This window comes from Pseudomonas brassicacearum, from assembly GCF_003732225.1.
In the GTDB taxonomy this organism is placed as follows: domain Bacteria; phylum Pseudomonadota; class Gammaproteobacteria; order Pseudomonadales; family Pseudomonadaceae; genus Aquipseudomonas; species Aquipseudomonas brassicacearum_E.
In genome coordinates this window covers 288,205-308,964 of record NZ_MOBJ01000034.1, presented here as the reverse complement: position 1 = coordinate 308,964, position 20,760 = coordinate 288,205, and the positions used below count along the sequence as shown (strand labels likewise).

Sequence of the window (20,760 nt, the reverse complement as noted above, 5' to 3'; positions counted from 1 at the left end):
ATTGATGCTGAATGTCTGACTGTAATCGCGAGCAAGCTCGCTCCCACATAAAAGCAAAAGCCCGCGTTGCCTGAGAAGGCAGCGCGGGCTTTTGCGTTTCTGGTGTTCAGGTTTTCGCGGGGATGACTTCCAGGACGCGGATCAGCCCGGCTTCCGGGTAATGCCAGCGCACGTCCAGGTCCCAGAACTGGGCACCGTATTCGCGTTCGGGTGCAGGCGTCTGGTAGGCCGGGCGTGGGTCTTGCGCCAGACATTGCTCGATCAGCTCGACCAAGGGCTCTTCAAGGCGCTGAGCGTGCGTATGAGCTTGTTGCAGTGCTGCGTCTGCCCACCGCACCGGAATCAGCTGCGGCGCGGCGCTGGCGATCTCGTTGGATGCGCCCGGGATGATATCGGCGTAGGGCACGTAGGGTTTTATGTCGAGAATCGGCGTGCCGTCCAGCAGGTCAATGCCGGAGATCCACAGGCGATTGGCTTCAACCTTGTCCAGCTTGACCACCGATTGCCCAATGCCATTGGGCCGATGGGTCGCACGCGTGGCAAACACGCCCATGGACTTGTTGCCGCCCAAGCGCGGTGGGCGGACCTTGAGTCGCGGTTTGTCTTCCAGCGCCTGATGAAACAGGAACAGCAGCCAGACATGGCTGACCTGCTCCAGGCCTTGCACTGCATCACCCTGATCGAATGGCGCCACCAGTTCCAGAATGCCGCGAGCGGCTGGAGCCAGTTGCGGCTGACGCGGAATGGCGAACTTCTCCTTGAAGCAGGAACGCACGAAGCCGATCGGGGAAACGCTGTAGGTCATGGTTTGGGGTCGAGGCGGGAAAGAGGTGGGCATGATAACCCGAGCAACCGCTGGATCGGTGGCGCCTGTTAGTCCGCCATCGCGAGCAAGCTCGCTCCCACATGTGATCTGTTGTGCTTACACATTCTGTATTCACAGAAGATCCAGTGTGGGAGCGAGCTTGCTCGCGATGGCCGCACAGCCGATTTCAGAGACTGAAGCTGCCATCCAGTGCAATGATGTTTCCGTTCATGCGTACCTGCGATGACCGAGGCGATCACCGCACGTCAGGGGGGATCAGCCGCGAACGCGCAGGGTCAAGCCCTTGAGAAAGTTGCGCAGCAACTGGTCGCCGCATGGGCGGTAGTTGGTGTGGCCGAACTTGCGAAACAGCGCGCTCAGCTCCGGCTTGGAGACCGGGAACTCGGCTGCCTTGAGAATCGCGTGCATGTCGTCTTCTTTCAGTTCGAAGGCCACACGCAGTTTCTTCAGGATGATGTTGTTGGTGATCGGTAGCTCGATCGGCTGCGGCGGACGGCTTTCGTCCTTGCCGCGCTTGAAGAACACCAGGCCATCGAGGAAATGCGCCATGACGTCATCCGGGCAGCGTACGAAGCCTTCCTCGTCTTCTTCTTTCTTGTCGAGGTACGTCACCAGGTCGGGCAGGGTGACATCCATACCGCCGAGCTTGATGATCTCGATGACTTTCTTGTCGCTGATGTCGAGCATGTAGCGCACGCTGCGCAGTACGTCGTTATGAATCATGTGTGCAGTCCTGATCATTCAGCTGTGGGCGTTGCCGGTAACGGCGACGCCGAAATGTGTGGCCGCCTTAGAATTTCTCTTTGGCAGACAGATAGCGCCATTGCCCCAACGGCACTTTGCCGATGGAAACACCGCCGATGCGGATGCGGCGGATGGCGACGACCTTCAGGCCGACGGCCTGGCAGAACAGGGCAATCACGCCCGGTTGTGGGTTTTTCATCGCAAAGCGCAGGCGATTTTCGTTCTGCCAGCTGGCTTTGACCGGCGGCAGTTCCTTGCCCTTGTAGGTCAGGCCGTGGTTCAAGCGGTTGAGGCCGTGAGCCACCATCTCGCCTTCAACCTCGACGACATACTCTTGCTCGATCTTGGTGGAGTCGGCGGTGAGCTTGCGCAGGATCTTCCAGTCCTGGGTAAACACCAGCAACCCGCTGGCATTGGCCTGCAGGTCGGTACTGGCGGTCAGCCGCAGGAAGTGGCCCTTGAGCGGACGTTTGCTGAAGCGGTGTTCTTCGCTCAGGGTCTCGGCGCTGATGGTTGCCATGGCAGTTTCTGCGTCCATGCCAACAGGGACGTTTAGCAGGATGGTCACGGGTTCCGGCGCGGTGGCCTTGGCTTCGGGGTCGAGTTCGACTTTCTGGGTGTCGACCTTGAACTGTGGCTCATCGATGACTTCGCCGTCCACGGTGACCCAGCCGCCCTCAATGAACAGCTCAGCCTCCCGACGGGAGCAGCCGACGAGCTCGATGAGGCGTTTGGAGAGACGAATCGGGTCAGTCATGACAGGGGCCGTTACAAAAGGGGGGAGGCATTGTACCTGCCTCGCGCCGGTTAATCGCGGGTCCATTTCAGTACTGTGGCTTTTTGTGGGAGCGGGCTTGCTCGCGAAAGCGGTTTGTCAGTCAGCATTGATGTTGAATCTGATGGCCTCTTCGCGAGCAAGCTCGCTCCCACATTTGTTCCGTGTTGTGTCAGCGATGCTGTGAACATTGCTGGTTTTGACGCAAACGCATGTGCAGCAGCGGATAAGGCTGGCCCATGCCATCGACCTCCGAGCGTCCGATGACTTCGAAACCCTGTTTGAAATAAAACCCCAAGGCTTGCGGGTTTTGTTCGTTGACGTCCAGTTGATCGGCGTTGAGGTGTTCCATGGCGTAGTGCAGCAGTTGTTTGCCCAGGCCCTCGCCACGGTGTTCGGGGGCGATAAAGAGCATTTCGATCTTGCCTGCCGCAACGCCGGCGAACCCGGTAATGTGCTGGCGGCGGTCGCGGGTGCAGATCAGCATGACGGCATCCAGATAGCGGGTGAGCACCAGGTTTTTCAGCAGCTCGATGTAACTGTCCGGCAAAAAGTCATGCGTGGCGCGTACCGATGCCTCCCAGACCCGGGTCAGTTCTTCGTAGTCGCTGTGTTTCGGTGTATGGATGACCGAGTGATGGCGCATTCCCGCCTGCCCCTTGTGATGTGCGTGAGGTGAAATCCTCTTGCTGAACAAAACGATAGACGTAAAAAAGCCCCGCATCTCGTGAAGAGAGCGGGGCTTTTCATATTTTTTACGTTTAGATCTGTTCAGCCCACAGGTCGTATTCGTCGGCGTCGGTCACTTTGCACCAGACCTTGTCGCCCGGCTTGAGGTTGCTGCCGTTGTCGATGAACACGTTACCGTCGATTTCCGGGGCATCGAAGAAGCAACGGCCAACCGCGCCTTGCTCGTCGACTTCATCGACCAGCACTTCGATTTCACGGCCGATGCGCATTTGCAGGCGCGCCGAGCTGATGGCCTGCTGGTGCGCCATGAAGCGATCCCAACGGTCTTGCTTGACGTCATCCGGAACGATGTCCAGGTCCAGATCGTTGGCCGGTGCGCCTTCAACCGGCGAGTACTGGAAGCAGCCGACGCGGTCGAGCTGGGCTTCGGTCAGCCAGTTCAGCAGGTACTGGAAGTCTTCTTCGGTTTCGCCGGGGAAGCCGACGATGAAGGTCGAACGGATGATCAGGTCCGGGCAGATCTCGCGCCAGTTCTTGATGCGCGCCAGGGTCTTGTCTTCGAACGCCGGGCGTTTCATCGCCTTGAGGACTTTCGGGCTGGCGTGCTGGAACGGGATGTCCAGGTACGGCAGGATTTTCCCGGCGGCCATCAGCGGGATCAGCTCGTCGACGTGCGGGTACGGGTAAACGTAGTGCAGACGAACCCAGACGCCCAGGGTGCTGAGCGCTTCGCAAAGTTCGGTCATGCGGGTTTTCACCGGCGCGCCGTTCCAGAAGCCGGTGCGGTACTTGACGTCAACGCCGTAGGCGCTGGTGTCCTGGGAAATTACCAGCAGCTCTTTGACGCCGGATTTGACCAGACGCTGGGCTTCGTCGAGCACATCGCCCACCGGACGGCTGACCAGTTTGCCGCGCATCGACGGGATGATGCAGAAGCTGCAGCTGTGGTTGCAGCCTTCGGAAATCTTCAGGTAGGCGTAGTGACGCGGCGTCAGCTTGATGCCTTGCGGCGGCACCAGGTCGATCAGCGGGTTGTGATCCTTGCGCGGCGGCACGACGTCGTGCACGGCGTTGACCACTTGCTCGTACTGCTGCGGACCGGTCACGGCCAGCACGCTCGGGTGCACGTTACGGATGGTGCCTTCTTCGACGCCCATGCAGCCGGTGACGATGACCTTGCCGTTTTCCTTGATGGCTTCGCCGATCACCTCAAGGGATTCGGCCTTGGCCGAGTCGATGAAGCCGCAGGTGTTGACCACCACGACATCGGCGTCCTGATAGGTGGACACGACGTCATAGCCTTCCATGCGCAGTTGGGTAAGGATGCGCTCGGAGTCGACCAGTGCTTTCGGGCAACCCAGGGATACGAAACCAACTTTAGGGTTGGCCGGCGTTGTGGTGGACATGTCTAACCTCGGTGTTTTGTGACGCCTCCAGCCGAAGACGGCAAGGCGACAGATGGGCACTTGAAGTGCCTCTGATCAAAAAGTGCGCAATTCTAGCGATGGTCAGCGCACTTGACCAGCTTTATGCAGGGAAATACGACGAGTGCTGCGCTATGCTTCGCGCCGTTACACCCAGGCGTATTTTTTCAGTCAACAAATCGTCTGTATCAATAAGTAAAACGGTGCATGCTGCACAGCAGTCTGCGCAGGTTGGCAAAGCGTAGGCGCTTGCTCGACGTCGTGCTTTTTATATGAAGCCCCGGTCTTGGTGGCAGGAGTGGTTGATGGGTCAGGCAAGTAGTCAGGCAGTAGGCTCAGGGCATTCCGGGGCAAAGCCCTTGGGGATGTTGGTAGCGGCGGTCGGGGTGGTTTATGGCGATATCGGTACCAGCCCGCTGTACACCCTCAAAGAGGTGTTTACCGGTGGCTATGGGGTACAAGCCAACCATGACGGGGTGTTCGGGATTCTGGCGCTGATCTTCTGGTCGCTGGTCTGGGTGGTCTCGATCAAGTACGTGTTGTTCATTCTGCGTGCCGACAACCAGGGCGAAGGCGGGATCATGGCCCTGACCGCGCTGGCGCGGCGAGCCTCGGCATCGTATCCGCGGCTGCAGTCGGTGCTGGTGATCCTTGGCCTGATCGGCGCGGCGCTGTTCTACGGCGACAGCATGATCACCCCGGCGATTTCCGTATTGTCGGCGGTGGAAGGTCTGGAACTGGCATTCGACGGCCTCGAACGCTGGGTCGTGCCGTTGTCGCTGATCGTGCTGGTAGGGTTGTTCCTGATCCAGAAACACGGCACTGACCGCATCGGCAAGTTGTTCGGCCCGGTGATGGTGTTGTGGTTCGTGGTGCTGGGTGTACTGGGTGCGCATGGCATCTCCCAGCATCCGGAAGTGCTGCAAGCGCTGAACCCGGCCTGGGGCGTACGCTTCTTCGTCGTTCACCCAGGCATGGGCATCGCGATTCTCGGCGCTGTGGTGCTGGCGCTGACCGGTGCCGAAGCGCTGTACGCAGACATGGGCCACTTCGGTCGCAAGCCGATTGCCCGTGCCTGGTTCGCCTTGGTGCTGCCGGCGCTGGTGCTCAACTATTTCGGTCAGGGCGCCTTGCTGCTGGAAAACCCGGAAGCAGCGCGTAACCCGTTCTACCTGCTGGCGCCGGGCTGGGCGTTGATTCCATTGGTCGTGCTGTCGACGTTGGCGACGGTGATCGCCTCTCAGGCGGTGATTTCCGGTGCGTTCTCCCTGACTCGTCAGGCGATTCAGCTCGGTTACATCCCACGTATGTACATTCAGCACACGTCCAGTGCTGAGCAGGGCCAGATCTACATCGGTGCGGTGAACTGGGCGCTGATGGTCGGGGTGATTTTGCTGGTGATCGGTTTCGGCTCCTCCAACGCGCTGGCCTCGGCTTACGGTGTGGCGGTGACCGGGACCATGCTGATCACCAGCATTCTGGTGGCGGCGGTGATGCTGTTGCTGTGGAAATGGTCGCCGGTCCTGACGGTGCCGATCCTGATCGGCTTCCTGCTGGTGGACGGGCTGTACTTCGCCGCCAACGTGCCTAAAATCGTGCAGGGCGGTGCATTTCCGGTATTGGCGGGGATTGTGCTGTTTATCCTGATGACGACCTGGAAACGCGGTAAAGAGCTGTTGGTGGACCGGCTGGATGAGGGCGGGCTACCGCTGCCGATTTTTATCAACAGTATTCGCGTGCAGCCTCCGCATCGGGTCCAGGGCACGGCGGTGTTCCTCACGGCACGGGCGGATGCGGTGCCTCATGCGTTGTTGCACAACTTGCTGCACAACCAGGTGCTGCATGAGCGGGTGGTGCTGCTGACCGTGGTTTACGAGGATATTCCGCGGGTGCCGAAGCAGCGGCGGTTCGAGGTCGAATCCTACGGTGAAGGCTTCTATCGGGTGATCCTGCATTTCGGCTTTACGGACGAACCGGATGTGCCGCAAGCGCTGAAGCTGTGTCCTCTCGATGAGCTGGACTTCAGTCCGATGCGTACGACGTATTTCCTCAGTCGCGAGACGGTCATCACCTCCAAGCTCGTCGGCATGGCCCGTTGGCGCGAAGCGTTGTTCGCCTTCATGCTGAAAAACGCCAACGGCAACCTGCGGTTCTTCAAGTTGCCGGTGAACCGGGTGATTGAGCTGGGTACACAGGTAGAAATGTAAGCCTCACAAAAAGATCGCAGCCTTCGGCAGCTCCTACAGAAAGTCGCGGGTTTCGCGTAGGAGCTGGCGCAGCCTGCGATCTTTTGATCTTGCCGCTTCCAGCAAAAAAGCCCCCGTCACCGCAAGGTAACGGGGGCTTTTTCGTCTCTGTGCCTTTAGTTGCTTTCAGGCTGCGGGTCTTCAGATTGGGTGTTTGTCCGGGCAGGTCGCGGGGTCAGGACCTTCACCACATCATCGATCACGGCCTTACTCATTGCCGTCAGATAATGCGCGGCCCAGGCGTGGCGGTCGGTGTCTTTTGTGAACGCGGCATCCTGAGCAAATGATCGGGCGAGGAACAGCAGATCGGAGGCCTGAGACAATGCATCAACGATGGGGACGCCGGCGCGGACGTTGAATAACGCCTGATCCGAGCAGTAGATGAGAGGGGTCAAGCCGATGGTTTTCAGTTCTGAAGGTGAAGACGTATCTGTTTTGGTCATAGTCTTGCTCCCAGGTTCGAGGAGCTGCCTTTTTCGTTACCACACGAAAAGGTGGCAGCTGTACGCAGGGTGGTAAACCGGGAACCAAGGAAACCGGCACGCCCGAGGGCGTCCCACGCACAGCCGCCATAACTCGAGATCACAGACAAAAAAATGCCTGTGTTCGTGATGAAGGCGCTGTTGCGCTGGTTTCGCCGGGTTACCACACCCGATCGCTGAATGGTCAGCGACGTCCGGAGAGTATCCCGTCGAAGAAAAGCGCAACAAGGCATCAAAGTGCCCAAACGCAAGATTCGGAGTGTGCCTACAAGGTCTGCGGCCGTCATCCTATATTGCGACACCTTAAGTAAACGAAAGTAAACGCGGCTTCTTTGGGCGAATGCATAACCTCAAGGCAATGGATATCCAATGTGGGAGCGAGCTTGCTCGCGAAAGCGGTGTGTCAGTCGACATCAATGGTGGATGTCAGTCCGTCTTCGCGAGCAAGCTCGCTCCCACAGGTGAACTGTGTCGTCCGGTCGAGCCGGGTGTGGCATGAAAAAGCCCCCGTTACCTTGGGTAGCGGGGGCTTTTTTTGAGCTTGGCTCAGGTCACTGTTCGGCGACCTTGTCCTTGCTCTGGCGCTGCTTGATGGCGTCGACCAGGCGTTGGGCCAGAGCCGGGTAGTTCTCGTCGAAGTGGTGGCCGCCTGGCAGCTTCATGGTTTCGCCAACAGCGGTCTTGTCGGTGCAGCCACTCTCGGCGATTTCTTCTGCGCCGTAGATGCACAGCACCTTATCGGCCGGCAGCTTGGCCATTTCCGGGCCAGTGGCAGCTTCTTTACCGGCATTGCCGAGCCAGCCGTCGACCTGAATTTCAAAGCTGCCGGTGCGGGCGAAGGCCAGCAGGATGATTGCATCGACCCGTTGTTGCTCACTTTCCGGCATGCGGTTGTAGATCGCCGGCAAGACGTCAGCGCCGAACGAGTAACCCGTCAGGATGAAGCGTTTGGTGCCCCACTTCTGGCGGTAGTGCTGCATTAGTTCGGCAAGGTCGATGGCGCTTTGCTCGGGGCTCTTGTGCTGCCAGTAGTAGCGCAGGGTGTCGATGCCGACCACCGGGTAGCCGATCTTCGCCATTTCACCGGCCACGTCACGGTCCAGGTCGCGCCAGCCGCCGTCACCGGAGAGGAACAGGGTGACGGTGTCCTTGGCCTGGCCGGCAGGTACTTCGACCACCGGGATGTTCAGACCGCCGTTGCCCTTGTCGGCGCCGACGAGGATCTTGCGCAGTTCGTTGTTGAGGACTTGCGGCAGGTTGATGTCGTAGTCGCTGATGCTGGTTTCGGCATTGGGTTGATCGCGTACGAAACCGGCGCTGGTGTCGTCCGGGTTATCGTTCCAGGCGACCAGCCAATGACCGTGGGCTGCGCTTTTTGGCAGCAAGTGGGTGCAGCCGGGTTTTTCCAGCGCCAGGTCGACTGAAACGGCCTGGGACTTGTCGTCTTTTTGCTCGGCCAGCCAGCGCCAGGCCAGGACGGCACCCGGGCCGATACCGCTGACCAGGGTCGCAGGGCCTTTGAGCTGTTGGAAGGCCGCTTGCAGGGCATTACCTTGCTGCGTGCAGTCCGTGGGCAGGACCACCTGAACGATTTGCGCGGCACCGCCACGGCTCAGGGTCATCAGTTGCTTGTCGCTGAGCTTCTGCTCTTCGTTCACCGCGACCACTACCTGGGCGCGCGGTGTGGTGCCGGGAATGACCCGGGTCATCGCCGGGCCATCGGTCGGCGTCAGCAGTTCAAGCGTGGGCTCTGGTGCTGGGCGGTTCCAGTACCAGTAACCACCACCGAGGATCACAGCCAGCACCACCAGAGTGGCCAATACATACCGCCAGGAGCGTTGAATCATCAGCGTTTCACCAATCCAGTCAAGCCGCCCGCAATCAGGGCGGCGGTATCGGCCAGCGCCACCAGCGGATCGAGTCCGGCGGGCACGGCCATGTAACGTGGTTCCCAGTCAGGCTGGAATTTGTCTTTGAAGCGGCGCAGTCCCTGGAAGTTATAGAGCTGCTCGCCACGGCGAAACACCATCGAGCCGAGGCGTTGGGTCAGTGGCGCGCCACGGCGGGGTTGCAGACCCGACAGCGGCACCATGCCCAGACTGAAGCGTGTGTATCCATGATTTTTATAATGTTGAATCAGGCCGACCATCATGAACTCCATGGTCAGCTTTGGGGCGTCCGGATGTGCACGCATCAGGTCGAGGCTGGCCAGGTCATGGCTATACGTCTCGAGCAGGTTGGCGAACGCCACCGGGCGACCTTCAAAGTGAATGATCGCGATCCGGAAGTGCTTGAGGTAATCGTCGCTGAAACGGCCGAGGGAGAAGCCTTTCTCGCGAACGTTCTTGCCGGTCAACCAGGCATCGGAAATGACCTTCAGCTCATCCATTGGCGCGTGACCCGGTTCGTAGATTTCCAGCGACAGGCCATCGCGGGTGCCACGGTTCCAGGTGTAACGCAGGTCCTTCATCTCCTTGCCCTTGGCTTCGAGATCAAAACGCAGCAGGTCGACCCGGGCTTCTTCGCCCAGCTTGATTGCGGTCAGACCGATGTCCATATAGTAGGGCAGGTTTTCGGCACGTACCTGATAGAACACCGGACGGGCGTGATGAAGATCGCACAGGTCGCGGAACTGCCAGATCATCTCCGCGCGTTGCTGGGTCGGGCCGATCGGGTCGTACAGGGCCACCAGGCTGCGGCCACGACGCGCATACATCAAGAACGCTTCGTCGTTAGGGTGAAACAGCAGCGCCTTGTCACCGGTCAGGGCGAGGCCGCCGTCCGGTTGTGATGAGGACATCAGAATCTTCAGCGCCTTATCCAGCTCTTCGGTGTCTGGCAGGTGAATGATCGGGCGCGCGGTGCGCAGCAGCCAGGTCAGTGACACCACCACCAGCAAGACCGCCGCGCCGAGCAGCGAGCGCAGGCCGCGTGGGGCATCGGAGTCCAGGGTGAACTGCCACCACAGTTGATGGCTGTACGGCACATCCTGATAGGCGAACAGCAGCAGCCAGATCGAGGCGCCCAATACGCACAGGCTGGCCACCAGGTACAGCGGCGAGAACGGCACTTCGGTCAAACGGCTTGGACGGTAGAAGGAGCGACGGAAGATCGCCAGCAGGCTGGCGGTCAGGATCATCAGGCAGGACTCTTCCCAGTCGAACCCTTTGAGCAGCGAGAGCACGGCGCCGATCATCAGCAGAATGGTGGTCAGCATCCAGGCGGCCGAGAGACGACGACGCAGGCCTTGGGCCAGCAGCAGGCAGAGCACGCCGATCAGGCTGGCACCGAAGTGCGAGGCATCGACCAGGCGATGGGGAATCAAAAAGCCGATGTGTTCCAGGCGAGTGTCGATTTCCGGTGTCGCGCCGGAGAACAGCAACACGACGCCAGACAGGAACACCAGTATCGCCAGCACCGGCGCGGCCATGCCCGAGGCGGCGCGCAACGATTGACGGGTGTTGAACAGGCGTTGCGCTTCATTGATCAGCAGCAGGATGCAGGCCACCAAGAGCGGCAGAACCACGTAGATCAGGCGATACAGCAGCAGGGCGGCGGCCAGTGGCGCCGCTCCGAGTTTGTCGGCAAAGGCCGCCAGCAGAATCGCTTCGAATACCCCGACACCGCCCGGTACGTGGCTGAGCACCCCAGCGGCCAGCGCGATCAGATAGACCAGCAGGAAGGCGCCGAACGGTGGCGCTTCTGGCAGCAGCAGATAAAGCACGGTTGCAGCCGCTGCCACGTCCAGCGCGGTAATCACCAATTGCAGGAAGGTCAGGCGGCGACCCGGCAGGCGCAGCGTGCGTCGACCGGCGCGAACCAGCAAGTTATCCGGATAAGGTTGATCCGGCAGGCGACGACGGTAAATGCCAATGGTCAACACAGCGCAGAGCACCAGCACGGCAATCGCGATCCCGCCCAGCAACGACTGTGACAAATTCAGCGCAGCGGAGGCGGCAGGCAGGTCGCTGAGCGTCGCCAGGGCAGCGAGCGGCGGCAAGGCGCAACCCAATGACAGGCTGGCAAATAGCGTCATGCGGGCGACTTCCGACGCCCCGAGGCCGTGACGTGCGTACAGGCGGTAACGCACCGAACCGCCGGATAGCAGGGAAAGGCCAATGGCGTTGCCGATCGCGAATGCGGTGAAACCACCCAGAATCATGGTACGAGGCGGCAAATTCACGCCAGCGTAACGAGTGGCCGACCATTCATAGCCGAGCAATATGATGAAGCCGGCAATGGTTGCGCCCAATGCACCGAGCAGGGCCGGTCTCGGCACTTCCAGAATCGAGTCGTGCAGCGCGTAGAGATCGAGTTCGCTTAATAGATGGCGACAGGCAATCAGCGCGATAGCGAACAATAGCAACGTGACCGCCAGGCCGATGGGCTGACGGTACTTGCTGACCAGATCCAGCCAATGAAGACGTGTGGCAGTGATCGGTTGTGTCGCTGTGACGGTGTCTTGTGAATCAGACGAGTTGGCGCGCATCAATCACCTCTTGGATTGTGCGCGACAGGATGGAGGTATCCAGCCAAGTTACCAATCCCTGTAGAAAAAAATAATGACAAATATTAACGCGTATCACCGAGCATCGGGGATTACGCACATTCAATCGTAGAGGGGCTTGCCTGCGACTCAGCATAGCCTGATCTGGTGGACCCTGAAGAGTGCCAAAGGTTCGTAGCACGTTGCCAGATCATTGTTGCGAAAGGACTTTTCTACAGATACAAAAAAGGCCACTCTTTCGAGCAGCCTTTTTTGATGTTTGGTTGCGGGAGCCGGATTTGAACCGACGACCTTCGGGTTATGAGCCCGACGAGCTACCAGACTGCTCCATCCCGCGTCTGTGTGTCGGCATTCTACAGCGGATCGCTGGGCTGTCAATTGCTAATTCAGAAAAATCTGTTCCTGTTCAATCGCTTAGCGTATCAGGCAGGCGCTCGAATAGGGCTGTAGGGCTTGCTGCACAAGGCTTTCAGCTCTATTGGCGGGTTGGTTTCGATTGAAAAAATAAATCCAGTGAAGGCGTTTCCTACCGCGAGTAGAGAAGAATCAAAGCACTGGTGCTATATACAGTTGTCGGTGAGATACTGGCGATTCGTTTCCAGATAACCCCTTTTCCTTCATTGAACACCGCCTTATATGACGCAGCGCAAAATCATCCACGTCGATTGTGACTGCTTCTATGCCGCCATCGAGATGCGTGACGACCCGACTCTGGCGAGCAAACCGCTGGCAGTGGGTGGCTCCGCGGACCGGCGTGGTGTTATCGCGACCTGCAACTATGAAGCGCGGGCTTATGGGGTGCGCTCGGCGATGTCATCACGGCATGCCTTGAAGCTGTGTCTGGACCTGGTCATCGTCAAGCCGCGCATGGATGCTTATAGAGAAGCGTCGAAAGAGATTCAGACGATTTTTCGGGATTACACCGACCTGATCGAGCCTTTGTCGCTGGATGAGGCGTACCTCGATGTGTCCGAAAGCACGCATTTCGCCGGCAGTGCCACGCGAATTGCCCAGGACATCCGGCGCCGGGTCTCCAATCAGTTGCATATCACCGTCTCGGCGGGTGTGGCGCCGAACAAGTTTCTCGCGAAAATCGCCAGTGACTGGAAAAAGCCCAACGGGTTGTTTGTGATCACGCCGGATCAGGTCGAAGACTTTGTCTCACAGTTGCCAGTAAGCAAGCTGCATGGCGTCGGCAAAGTCACGGCCGACAAGCTGGCCAGGCTCGGGATTGTCGATTGCCTTCAATTGCGCGACTGGAACAAGTTGGCGCTGGTGCGCGAATTTGGCAGTTTTGGCGAGCGTCTGTGGAGTCTGGCGCGTGGGATTGATGATCGGCAGGTGCAGAACGACAGTCGCCGGCAATCGGTGAGTGTCGAAAATACCTACGATGTGGACCTGCCGGACCTGATCAGTTGCCTGGATAAGTTGCCCCAGCTGCTGGACACCCTGAACGAGCGTATGGCGCGGATCGATAGCAGCTACCGTCCGGGCAAGCCGTTCGTCAAAGTGAAGTTCCATGATTTTACCCAGACCACGCTGGAGCAAGCCGGGGCAGGGCGGGATCTTGGCAGTTATCAGCTGTTGCTGACTCAGGCTTTCAATCGGGGTGGCAAACCCGTGCGTTTGTTGGGGATTGGTGTGCGCCTGGAGGATTTGCGCGGCGGCTTCGAGCAGTTGGATTTGTTTGAGCGTTGATCGTTAAAGCTAAAGATCGCAGCCTGCGGCAGCTCCTACGCAAGCGAAGTACGTAGGAGCTGCCGCAGGCTGCGATCTTTTTAAGCCATCAATTGGCGCCCGGATCCGCCACCAAGCGCCCTGCATCCTTGGTCAGCGACTTGAGAAACTCGCTTTGCAACTCGGGATCGTTGCGGGTCAGTTCGATCAGGCTTTGTTCCAGCTCGCTGGCTTCTTCTTCCAGACCCAACTCCGACAAGCGTTTGACCCGGTGCACCCACTGGCTCACTTCGTCGTCTTCGAGGTCGTCGTAAATCAGTTTGTGAGCTTCCAGCAGCTTGCTGCGCAAGGTGCTGCTGATCGTCAGGGATGAATCGATATGCACATCGTCCTGAGCGTCTTCGACGGTGATTTGCAGTTTGCCGATGCGGCTCAGGTCCTGCTCTGCGAAGGGGCTGTCGAGCAGATTCAAGCGCAACACGCCGTTACGGTCGGTGGTGAGCTCGAAGGTCTGCTTGCCGGCCTTGACCTCTACCGGGCGCTCGTTCCATGGCAGGCTCGAGTATTCCATGCGTTTATCGCGCTGGACTTCATCGATGCCAGCCAGGTTCTGTTGTGCGCGACCGCGGGACTGCACGTTCATGAACGGGTTGAGCCCGTCAATGCCAGTGCGGACCCAGTCCCTTGTCATGCTGTCTGGCAGATTACCGAGGGCGAACACGTTGGCGATGTTCGCACCGACGCCAGCCACCAAAGCCACCGCACCCAGCGGGATCTCGTAGACCTTGCGCCAGGGTTGGTACGGCGTGTAGCGATCGTAGCGGCGGGTGACGTCGTATTCGGTGACTTCGAAGGTCTTCTGCTCGTGAATCCGTACCCGGCGTTGCGGCAGCTCAAGCACCTTAGGCTCGCCGACATCGATCTGCAGGCTGTGATCGAGCAGTTTGCGCTCGACGCGCTCCTCGTGCTCGCTGCGTTGCGACATCTGATTGGCGCAGCCGCTGAGCAACAGGGTGCCGCACAGGGCGGCACCACCGAGGCTTAAGGTGTTTCGCTTGAACATGACTTCTCTATCTGGTGTCAGCGGCGGATACGAGCCTGGAGGAAAGACAGTACGTCAGCGACCGGCAGTGCTTGTGGCTCGGCCTCGGTACGGCTCTTGTATTCCAGGTTGCCGTCGGCGAGGCCGCGGTCACTGACCACGATCCGGTGAGGAATGCCGATCAGCTCCATGTCCGCGAACTTGATGCCCGGGCTGGTTTTCTTGTCGCGATCGTCCAGCAGCACTTCGAAGCCGGCCGCAGTCAGTTCTGCGTAGAGCTTGTCGGTGGCTTCGCGAACCAGGTCGGTCTCGTAGCGCAACGGCACCAGAGCGATCTGGAATGGCGCGAGGCTGTCGCTCCAAATGATGCCTTTCTCGTCGTTGTTCTGCTCGATGGCAGCCGCCACCACGCGGGAAACGCCGATGCCGTAGCAGCCCATGGTCAGAGTGACTGGCTTGCCGTTCTCACCGAGCACCTGGCATTTCATCGCTTCGCTGTACTTGGTGCCCAGCTGGAAGATGTGCCCGACTTCGATGCCACGTTTGATTTCCAGAGTGCCTTTACCATCCGGGCTTGGGTCGCCGCTGACAACGTTGCGCAGGTCGGCAACGGTCGGAACCGGCAGGTCGCGCTCCCAGTTGACGCCGAAGTAGTGCTTGTCGTCGATGTTGGCGCCGATACCGAAGTCGCTCATCAGCTCGACCGAACGGTCGATGATGATTGGCAGCGGCAGGTTCAGCGGGCCAAGGGAGCCAGCACCGGCGCCGATGGCGTCACGCAGTTCGGCTTCGGAGGCCATGACCAGTGGGCTGGCAACGCCAGGCTGGTTAGCGGCCTTGATTTCGTTGAGCTCGTGGTCGCCACGAATGATCAGCGCGATCAGCTTGCCGGCTTCTTCGGCGTGAACCACCAGGGTCTTGATGGTTTTTTCGATCGGCAGATTGAAGCCTTCCACCAGTTGCGCGATGGTTTTCGCGTTCGGGGTGTCGACCAGGCGCAGTTCTTCGGCAGGTGCAGGGCGAGAAGTCTCGCGTGGCACGGCTTCGGCTTTCTCGATGTTCGCTGCGTAGTCGGAACCGTTGCTGAAGACGATGTCGTCTTCGCCGGATTCGGCCAGTACGTGGAATTCGTGGGAGCCAGCGCCACCGATGGAGCCGTTATCGGCTTCAACCGGGCGGAATTTCAGGCCCAGACGGGTGAACACGTTGCAGTAGGCCAGGTGCATGCGGTCGTAAGTGGCCTGCAGCGATGCCTGGTCAGCGTGGAAGGAGTAGGCGTCCTTCATGATGAACTCGCGACCGCGCATCAAGCCGAAGCGTGGGCGGATTTCATCGCGGAATTTGGTCTGGATCTGGTACAGGTTGATCGGCAGCTGTTTGTAGCTGCTCAACTCGTTGCGCATCAGGTCGGTAATCACTTCTTCGTGAGTCGGGCCGGCGCAGAAGTCGCGACCGTGGCGATCCTTGAAGCGCAGCAGTTCAGGGCCGTACTCTTCCCAACGGCCGGATTCCTGCCACAGCTCAGCCGGCTGAGTGCTCGGCATCAACACTTCGAGAGAGCCGGCGGCGTTCATTTCTTCGCGAACGATGGCTTCAACCTTGCGCATGACTCGCAGGCCCATCGGCAGCCAGGTGTACAGGCCGGACGCGAGTTTGCGGATCATGCCGGCGCGCAGCATCAGCTGATGGCTGATGACGACCGCATCGGAAGGCGTTTCTTTCTGTGTGGCGAGCAAATATTGACTGGTACGCATGGTAGGCCGTTGTCGGTTGCTGAAGACTAGAAATGACGGAGCATTGTACGGGCGAGATTTGCTGGCGTACAGGATTGCGGCCGGCGGCGTGGCTCGAAGGCGGGGAAACTCCCGCGCCTTCGGGGGTTCTTACGATTCTTCTACGGCGGTAGCAGTCTGGGCTGGCTCGGGTGTGGGTGTCGGACCTTCGCGGCGATTTTCCTGGAACCAGTGCAGGGCAATCAGCAGCAGCGTTGGCACGCCAAGCAGCGCCGTGATGATGAAGAAGTTGTGATAACCGTATTTCTCCACCATGACCCCCGAGTAACCGCCGATCAAGCGTGGCAACAGCAGCATGATCGAGCTGAGCAGGGCGTACTGGGTGGCGGAGAACTTGAGGTTGGTCAGGCTCGACAGGTAGGCGACGAAAGCCGAGGTGGCCATGCCCGAACTGAAGTTGTCCAGGGAGATGGTGACGATCAGCATCTCCAGGTTGGCGCCCATGTCCGCGAGCATCACAAACAGCAGGTTGGTGGCGGCTGAAGCGAAGCCACCGATGAACAGAATCGGCAGGATCCCGAAACGCACGATCAGCAGGCCGCCCATGCCGGCACCTATCAGGGTCATGATCAGACCGAAAATCTTGCTGACACCGGCGATCTGATCCTTGGTGAAGCCCAGGTCGATGTAAAACACATTGGCCATTACGCCCATGACGGTGTCGGACATTCGATAGGTGGCGATCAGGCCCAGCAGCAGAAAGGCCTGCCAGCGGTAGCGTACAACGAAGTCGTTTACCGGAGTCAGTACCGGGGCCAGGCCGCGCCGGCCCATGGTCGAGAGGCACAGGCTGGTCAGGATGATGTAGAGCAGCGCCCGCAGAAAGGCTCGATCTTCCAGCAGCAGATCCAATGGGCTCATGGCGCCCGAGATCACGCTGGCAAAATCTGTGTTGTAGAGCTGGGTAAACATCGCGGGCACGGACACCAGCAAAACGATGAGTACAAATACCGACGCCAGTTGGTGCACAAAGCTGTAGCGGCCAGCGGACAGCTGGGTACGCAGCGGCACGGGAGGCTCACGCATGAACAGGGTGGTCAGCAGCGCCGGGATCATCAGCAGGCCGAACAGCGCGTAGGTGCCGGTCCAGGCAGAGTGCTTGTAATTGAAACCTGTGGAACCGAAGCCCTCGGCAATGAACAGTGCGCCCGCTGTCGCCAGGAGGGCAGCGACCCGGTAGCCGGACATATAGGCGGCAGCCAGTGCAGCCTGGCGTGTATCGTCGACAATTTCCAGGCGATAGGCATCGACGGCAATGTCTTGGGTGGCGGAGGCGAATGCGACCAGAACGGCAATCGCAATCAGCCACGACAGGTGTTTTTGCGGGTCGCAGAAACCCATGCCGATCAGGCCGAGGACCAACAGTACCTGCGCCAGGACCAACCAGGAGCGTCGTCGGCCGAGTTTGCCAAGCAATGGCAGGCGCCATTGGTCGAGAAGTGGCGACCATACCCATTTGAATGCGTAGGCCAGCCCGATCAGGCTGGCATAGCCAATCGTTTCACGGGCCACGCCGGCCTCACGCAGCCAGACGGACAGCGTTGAGAACACCAGCATATAGGGCAAGCCAGCGGCGAAACCCAGCAGCAACAGTACGAGTGTCGAGGGGCTGGCATAAGCGGCGAGCGCGGCGCGCCAGGTTTTACGGGGCATGGGCTGGAGTCTGCCTCAAAATTGCGAAAACAAAGCGCGCACTCTAACCGCTGTGCTCTACCGGACGCCAGCCATGACGCTGAATATCAACACGATTGTTCAGGATACTGACACCTTCCATGCGCAAGCGTGCCCGCTGTTCATCGCCTGAAGGGCTGCCCACTGGCAAACTGAGGCGACCGCCGGCACCCAATACGCGGTGCCAGGGCAGTTTGGTATCGCCGGGCAACTGACTCAGTGTGCGGCCCACCCAGCGCGCGGCCCGCCCCAGGCCTGCCAGTTCGGCGAGCTGACCGTAACTCACCACTTTGCCTTCCGGGACCTGAGCCAGGGTCAAATAAAGCGTGGTTCGGCGCATCTGTGCCGGGGTTTCGGTTTCGCTGTTGGGGTCAGTCACGTTGCCGCTTCCTGATGAGGGTGTTGAGGCTTTCTCTAGAGTAAATCTTCAGTGGGCGAATGAGAATCTCGCCAAATTTGGTGTGGTCCGGTAAAAACACTCGGGCACAAAAAAGCCCCGCTTTTGAGGGCGGGGCTTTTTACTAAATCAGGACAAGTTAGATAACTTGAACTTCTTCAGCTTGCATGCCTTTCTGACCGCGGGTAGCGACGAAAGAAACCTGTTGGCCTTCTTTCAGGCTTTTGAAGCCGTCGGATTGGATAGCTTTGAAGTGAACGAACAGGTCGTCACCGGATTGTGGAGTGATGAAGCCGAAGCCTTTTTCATCGTTGAACCACTTAACGGTACCGGTTTGGCGATTAGACATGGTGTAACTCCTTGAACAAAGATAACTGCGACTCAGGAAGAACCCTGGCCGAGACTGAGTGCAAAGAGCAGGAAAAATTCTTGTAGATGGTTGGATCGAAATTCAACATATCGTGTAGAGATTCTCAGTGACACAAGCAGCACAGTGACGCCACCTTAACCCTTTTTCCTGAACGTGCCAATGGTCTTTGCGAAGGTTTCTCTGTTTTCATGACTGACGGTGCGCTGTATTGCCGCGAAGGCCCGGTAGTCGTGGGGGATCGGCGAGAATTGTACCCCGGACTTTGAACCGGCGGCGCGCCCCGGTAAGATGCCGGACAGAATTTTTCCACCTCGCTATTCAGGACACCCGCCATGAGCATCAAATCGGACAAGTGGATTCGCCGCATGGCGCAAGAGCACGGCATGATCGAGCCCTTCGTAGAGCGCCAGATGCGTGGCGAAGGCTCCGACCGGCTGATTTCCTACGGCGTATCGAGCTACGGCTATGACGTGCGTTGCGCCGATGAATTCAAGGTGTTCACCAACATCAATTCGGCAACTGTCGATCCGAAAAACTTCGACGAGAAGAGCTTCGTCGACGTCAAAAGCGATGTGTGCATCATCCCGCCAAACTCTTTCGCGCTGGCCCGTACCGTCGAATTCTTCCGTATTCCGCGCAACGTGCTGACGATCTGCCTGGGCAAGAGCACCTACGCTCGCTGCGGCATCATCGTTAACGTCACGCCGCTGGAACCGGAGTGGGAAGGTCACGTGACCCTGGAATTCTCGAACACCACCACGTTGCCGGCGAAGATCTACGCCAACGAAGGCGTAGCACAAATGCTGTTCTTCGAATCTGACGAAGAATGTGAAGTGTCTTACAAGGACCGTGGCGGCAAATACCAGGGCCAGCGTGGCGTGACCCTGCCGCGCGCCTGAGTCAGCCGTCTGACAAACCGTTGGAATTCCTGAGCGGGCGTACACTCTATGGGGTGTACTGCTCCGATGCGCGCAAGGCGCATCGGGCCATCGCTCAGGAGTGCTTCATGAAGATCGATCCGCGAATAAGTGCCGAACTGGCAAGGCTTGAGCCCAATCAAGTGGGCCTGCTGGCCTGGTCATTGCTGGCCCATCCGCCTGTCACGCTGGCTGGCGGAATCCCAGGTCAACCCGACCCCGATACCCCGAACGAACAACCGACCGAACCTGGCGAGCCTGGCGAACCGACCTTGCCGGATAAGCCGCCTCCCGCGCCGGTTGCCTGACGAAAAGCGATTTTCCTGTAGGAGCTGCCGCAGGCTGCGATCTTTTGATCTTGATGTTCGGTATTCCCGGCACCGCCAAAAGATCGCAGGCTTCGCCAGCTCCTACACAGAGCTGGGCCGGTGTTACTTGAGATTGCCGCTGAGGAATTGCTTCAGCCGTTCGCTTTTCGGGTTGCCGAGCACGTCTTCGGGTGCTCCTTCTTCCTCCACCAGTCCCTGATGCAGGAACAGCACCTGATTGGATACCTTGCGGGCAAAGCTCATTTCATGGGTCACCATGATCATGGTTCGGCCTTCTTCGGCCAGCCCCTGGATCACCTTGAGCACTTCGCCCACCAGTTCCGGGTCCAGCGCCGAGGTCGGTTCGTCGAACAGCATGACTTCCGGCTCCATTGCCAATGCGCGGGCAATGGCGACACGCTGTTGCTGACCGCCTGACAGAAATGCCGGGTACTGATCCGCCACACGGGCCGCGAGGCCAACTTTGTCCAGATAACGCCGGGCGCGATCTTCTGCGTCCTTCTTGCTGACACCCAGCACCCGGCGCGGGGCCATGGTGATGTTTTCCAGCACCGTCATGTGGCTCCACAGGTTGAAGTGCTGGAACACCATCGCCAGTCGGGTGCGGATCCGTTGCAACTCGGATTCGTCGGCCACCCGCATGCCGTGGTGATCCTTGATCATACGGATCGCTTGACCGTCCAGGCTCATGGCGCCGTCGTTGGGTTGTTCGAGAAAGTTGATGCAGCGCAAAAAGGTACTTTTGCCCGAGCCACTGGCGCCGATCAGGCTGATCACGTCACCGGTCTTGGCCTTGAGCGAAACACCCTTGAGCACTTCATGGGTGCCGTAGCATTTATGCAGGCCTTCGATGGTCAGTTTGTACATGGG

General features: G+C 59.1%; 18 protein-coding genes and 1 tRNA gene. 4 read left to right on the top strand and 15 right to left on the bottom strand.

What is annotated here, in order from left to right; all coding sequences use genetic code 11:
* Nucleotides 1–106 precede the first annotated feature (106 nt).
* From tsaA to rimO, 5 genes are all read right to left on the bottom strand, one after another.
* Nucleotides 107–805, bottom strand: a complete 699-nt coding sequence (gene tsaA / locus BK659_RS25970) for a tRNA (N6-threonylcarbamoyladenosine(37)-N6)-methyltransferase TrmO (protein ID WP_123428377.1) — start codon at nt 803–805, stop codon at nt 107–109.
* 276 nt (nt 806–1,081) lie between these two features.
* Nucleotides 1,082–1,549 carry a YehS family protein gene (locus BK659_RS25965; RefSeq protein ID WP_123428375.1) on the bottom strand — a complete coding sequence of 156 codons (468 nt, stop codon included), beginning with the start codon at nt 1,547–1,549 and terminating at the stop codon, nt 1,082–1,084.
* Nucleotides 1,550–1,616: 67 nt separating this feature from the next.
* Complete coding sequence (locus BK659_RS25960) at nt 1,617–2,327, bottom strand: rRNA pseudouridine synthase (protein WP_123428373.1); 711 nt, start codon at nt 2,325–2,327, stop codon at nt 1,617–1,619.
* A gap of 190 nt (nt 2,328–2,517) precedes the next feature.
* Nucleotides 2,518–2,991 carry a GNAT family N-acetyltransferase gene (locus BK659_RS25955; protein WP_123428371.1) on the bottom strand — a complete coding sequence of 158 codons (474 nt, stop codon included), beginning with the start codon at nt 2,989–2,991 and terminating at the stop codon, nt 2,518–2,520.
* A gap of 115 nt (nt 2,992–3,106) precedes the next feature.
* Nucleotides 3,107–4,441, bottom strand: coding sequence for a 30S ribosomal protein S12 methylthiotransferase RimO (rimO, locus tag BK659_RS25950; protein WP_123428369.1), 1,335 nt, complete (start codon nt 4,439–4,441; stop codon nt 3,107–3,109).
* Between the two features lie 323 nt (nt 4,442–4,764).
* Between rimO and BK659_RS25940 the strand changes: the two genes are divergently transcribed.
* Complete coding sequence (locus tag BK659_RS25940; protein WP_123428365.1) at nt 4,765–6,666, top strand: potassium transporter Kup; 1,902 nt, start codon at nt 4,765–4,767, stop codon at nt 6,664–6,666.
* Between the two features lie 155 nt (nt 6,667–6,821).
* Here BK659_RS25940 and BK659_RS25935 read toward each other — a convergent pair whose 3' ends face one another.
* The 4 genes from BK659_RS25935 to BK659_RS25920 all read right to left on the bottom strand — a co-directional run bounded on the left by BK659_RS25935 (nt 6,822) and on the right by BK659_RS25920 (nt 12,031).
* Nucleotides 6,822–7,148, bottom strand: coding sequence for a DUF3077 domain-containing protein (locus BK659_RS25935; RefSeq protein ID WP_123428363.1), 327 nt, complete (start codon nt 7,146–7,148; stop codon nt 6,822–6,824).
* Nucleotides 7,149–7,738: 590 nt separating this feature from the next.
* Nucleotides 7,739–9,034, bottom strand: coding sequence for a virulence factor family protein (locus tag BK659_RS25930; RefSeq protein ID WP_123428361.1), 1,296 nt, complete (start codon nt 9,032–9,034; stop codon nt 7,739–7,741).
* Nucleotides 9,034–11,676, bottom strand: a complete 2,643-nt coding sequence (gene mprF, locus BK659_RS25925) for a bifunctional lysylphosphatidylglycerol flippase/synthetase MprF (protein ID WP_123428359.1) — start codon at nt 11,674–11,676, stop codon at nt 9,034–9,036. The genes BK659_RS25930 and mprF overlap by 1 nt, the downstream gene beginning before the upstream one ends.
* A gap of 278 nt (nt 11,677–11,954) precedes the next feature.
* Nucleotides 11,955–12,031 (bottom strand) — tRNA-Met (locus tag BK659_RS25920).
* Nucleotides 12,032–12,330: 299 nt separating this feature from the next.
* Here BK659_RS25920 and dinB point away from each other — a divergent pair.
* A complete protein-coding gene (dinB, locus tag BK659_RS25915) occupies nt 12,331–13,392 on the top strand; it encodes a DNA polymerase IV (RefSeq protein WP_123428357.1) in 1,062 nt (353 codons plus the stop codon).
* An 88-nt stretch (nt 13,393–13,480) separates the two neighbouring features.
* Here the strand turns inward: dinB and BK659_RS25910 are convergent, their stop codons facing one another.
* The 5 genes from BK659_RS25910 to BK659_RS25890 all read right to left on the bottom strand — a co-directional run bounded on the left by BK659_RS25910 (nt 13,481) and on the right by BK659_RS25890 (nt 18,623).
* Nucleotides 13,481–14,434, bottom strand: a complete 954-nt coding sequence (locus tag BK659_RS25910; protein WP_123428355.1) for a hypothetical protein — start codon at nt 14,432–14,434, stop codon at nt 13,481–13,483.
* A gap of 17 nt (nt 14,435–14,451) precedes the next feature.
* The gene (locus BK659_RS25905) at nt 14,452–16,167 is read right to left on the bottom strand and encodes a proline--tRNA ligase (RefSeq protein ID WP_123428353.1); all 1,716 of its coding nucleotides are present in this window, start codon (nt 16,165–16,167) and stop codon (nt 14,452–14,454) included.
* A 129-nt stretch (nt 16,168–16,296) separates the two neighbouring features.
* The gene (locus tag BK659_RS25900) at nt 16,297–17,859 is read right to left on the bottom strand and encodes an AmpG family muropeptide MFS transporter (protein WP_123428351.1); all 1,563 of its coding nucleotides are present in this window, start codon (nt 17,857–17,859) and stop codon (nt 16,297–16,299) included.
* Nucleotides 17,860–17,902: 43 nt separating this feature from the next.
* Nucleotides 17,903–18,217 (bottom strand): MGMT family protein, encoded by a 315-nt coding sequence (locus tag BK659_RS25895; protein ID WP_259740077.1) that lies wholly within the window; start codon nt 18,215–18,217, stop codon nt 17,903–17,905.
* Nucleotides 18,218–18,413: 196 nt separating this feature from the next.
* A complete protein-coding gene (locus tag BK659_RS25890) occupies nt 18,414–18,623 on the bottom strand; it encodes a cold-shock protein (protein ID WP_014336857.1) in 210 nt (69 codons plus the stop codon).
* A gap of 353 nt (nt 18,624–18,976) precedes the next feature.
* Here BK659_RS25890 and dcd point away from each other — a divergent pair, with 353 nt between their 5' ends.
* Nucleotides 18,977–19,543: a dCTP deaminase gene (dcd, locus tag BK659_RS25885; RefSeq protein ID WP_123428347.1), complete on the top strand. Its 567-nt coding sequence runs from the start codon at nt 18,977–18,979 to the stop codon at nt 19,541–19,543.
* A 107-nt stretch (nt 19,544–19,650) separates the two neighbouring features.
* Nucleotides 19,651–19,869 carry a hypothetical protein gene (locus tag BK659_RS25880; RefSeq protein ID WP_071551564.1) on the top strand — a complete coding sequence of 73 codons (219 nt, stop codon included), beginning with the start codon at nt 19,651–19,653 and terminating at the stop codon, nt 19,867–19,869.
* A 123-nt stretch (nt 19,870–19,992) separates the two neighbouring features.
* Here BK659_RS25880 and BK659_RS25875 read toward each other — a convergent pair whose 3' ends face one another.
* Nucleotides 19,993–20,757, bottom strand: a complete 765-nt coding sequence (locus BK659_RS25875) for an ABC transporter ATP-binding protein (RefSeq protein ID WP_123428345.1) — start codon at nt 20,755–20,757, stop codon at nt 19,993–19,995.
* Nucleotides 20,758–20,760 lie beyond the last annotated feature (3 nt).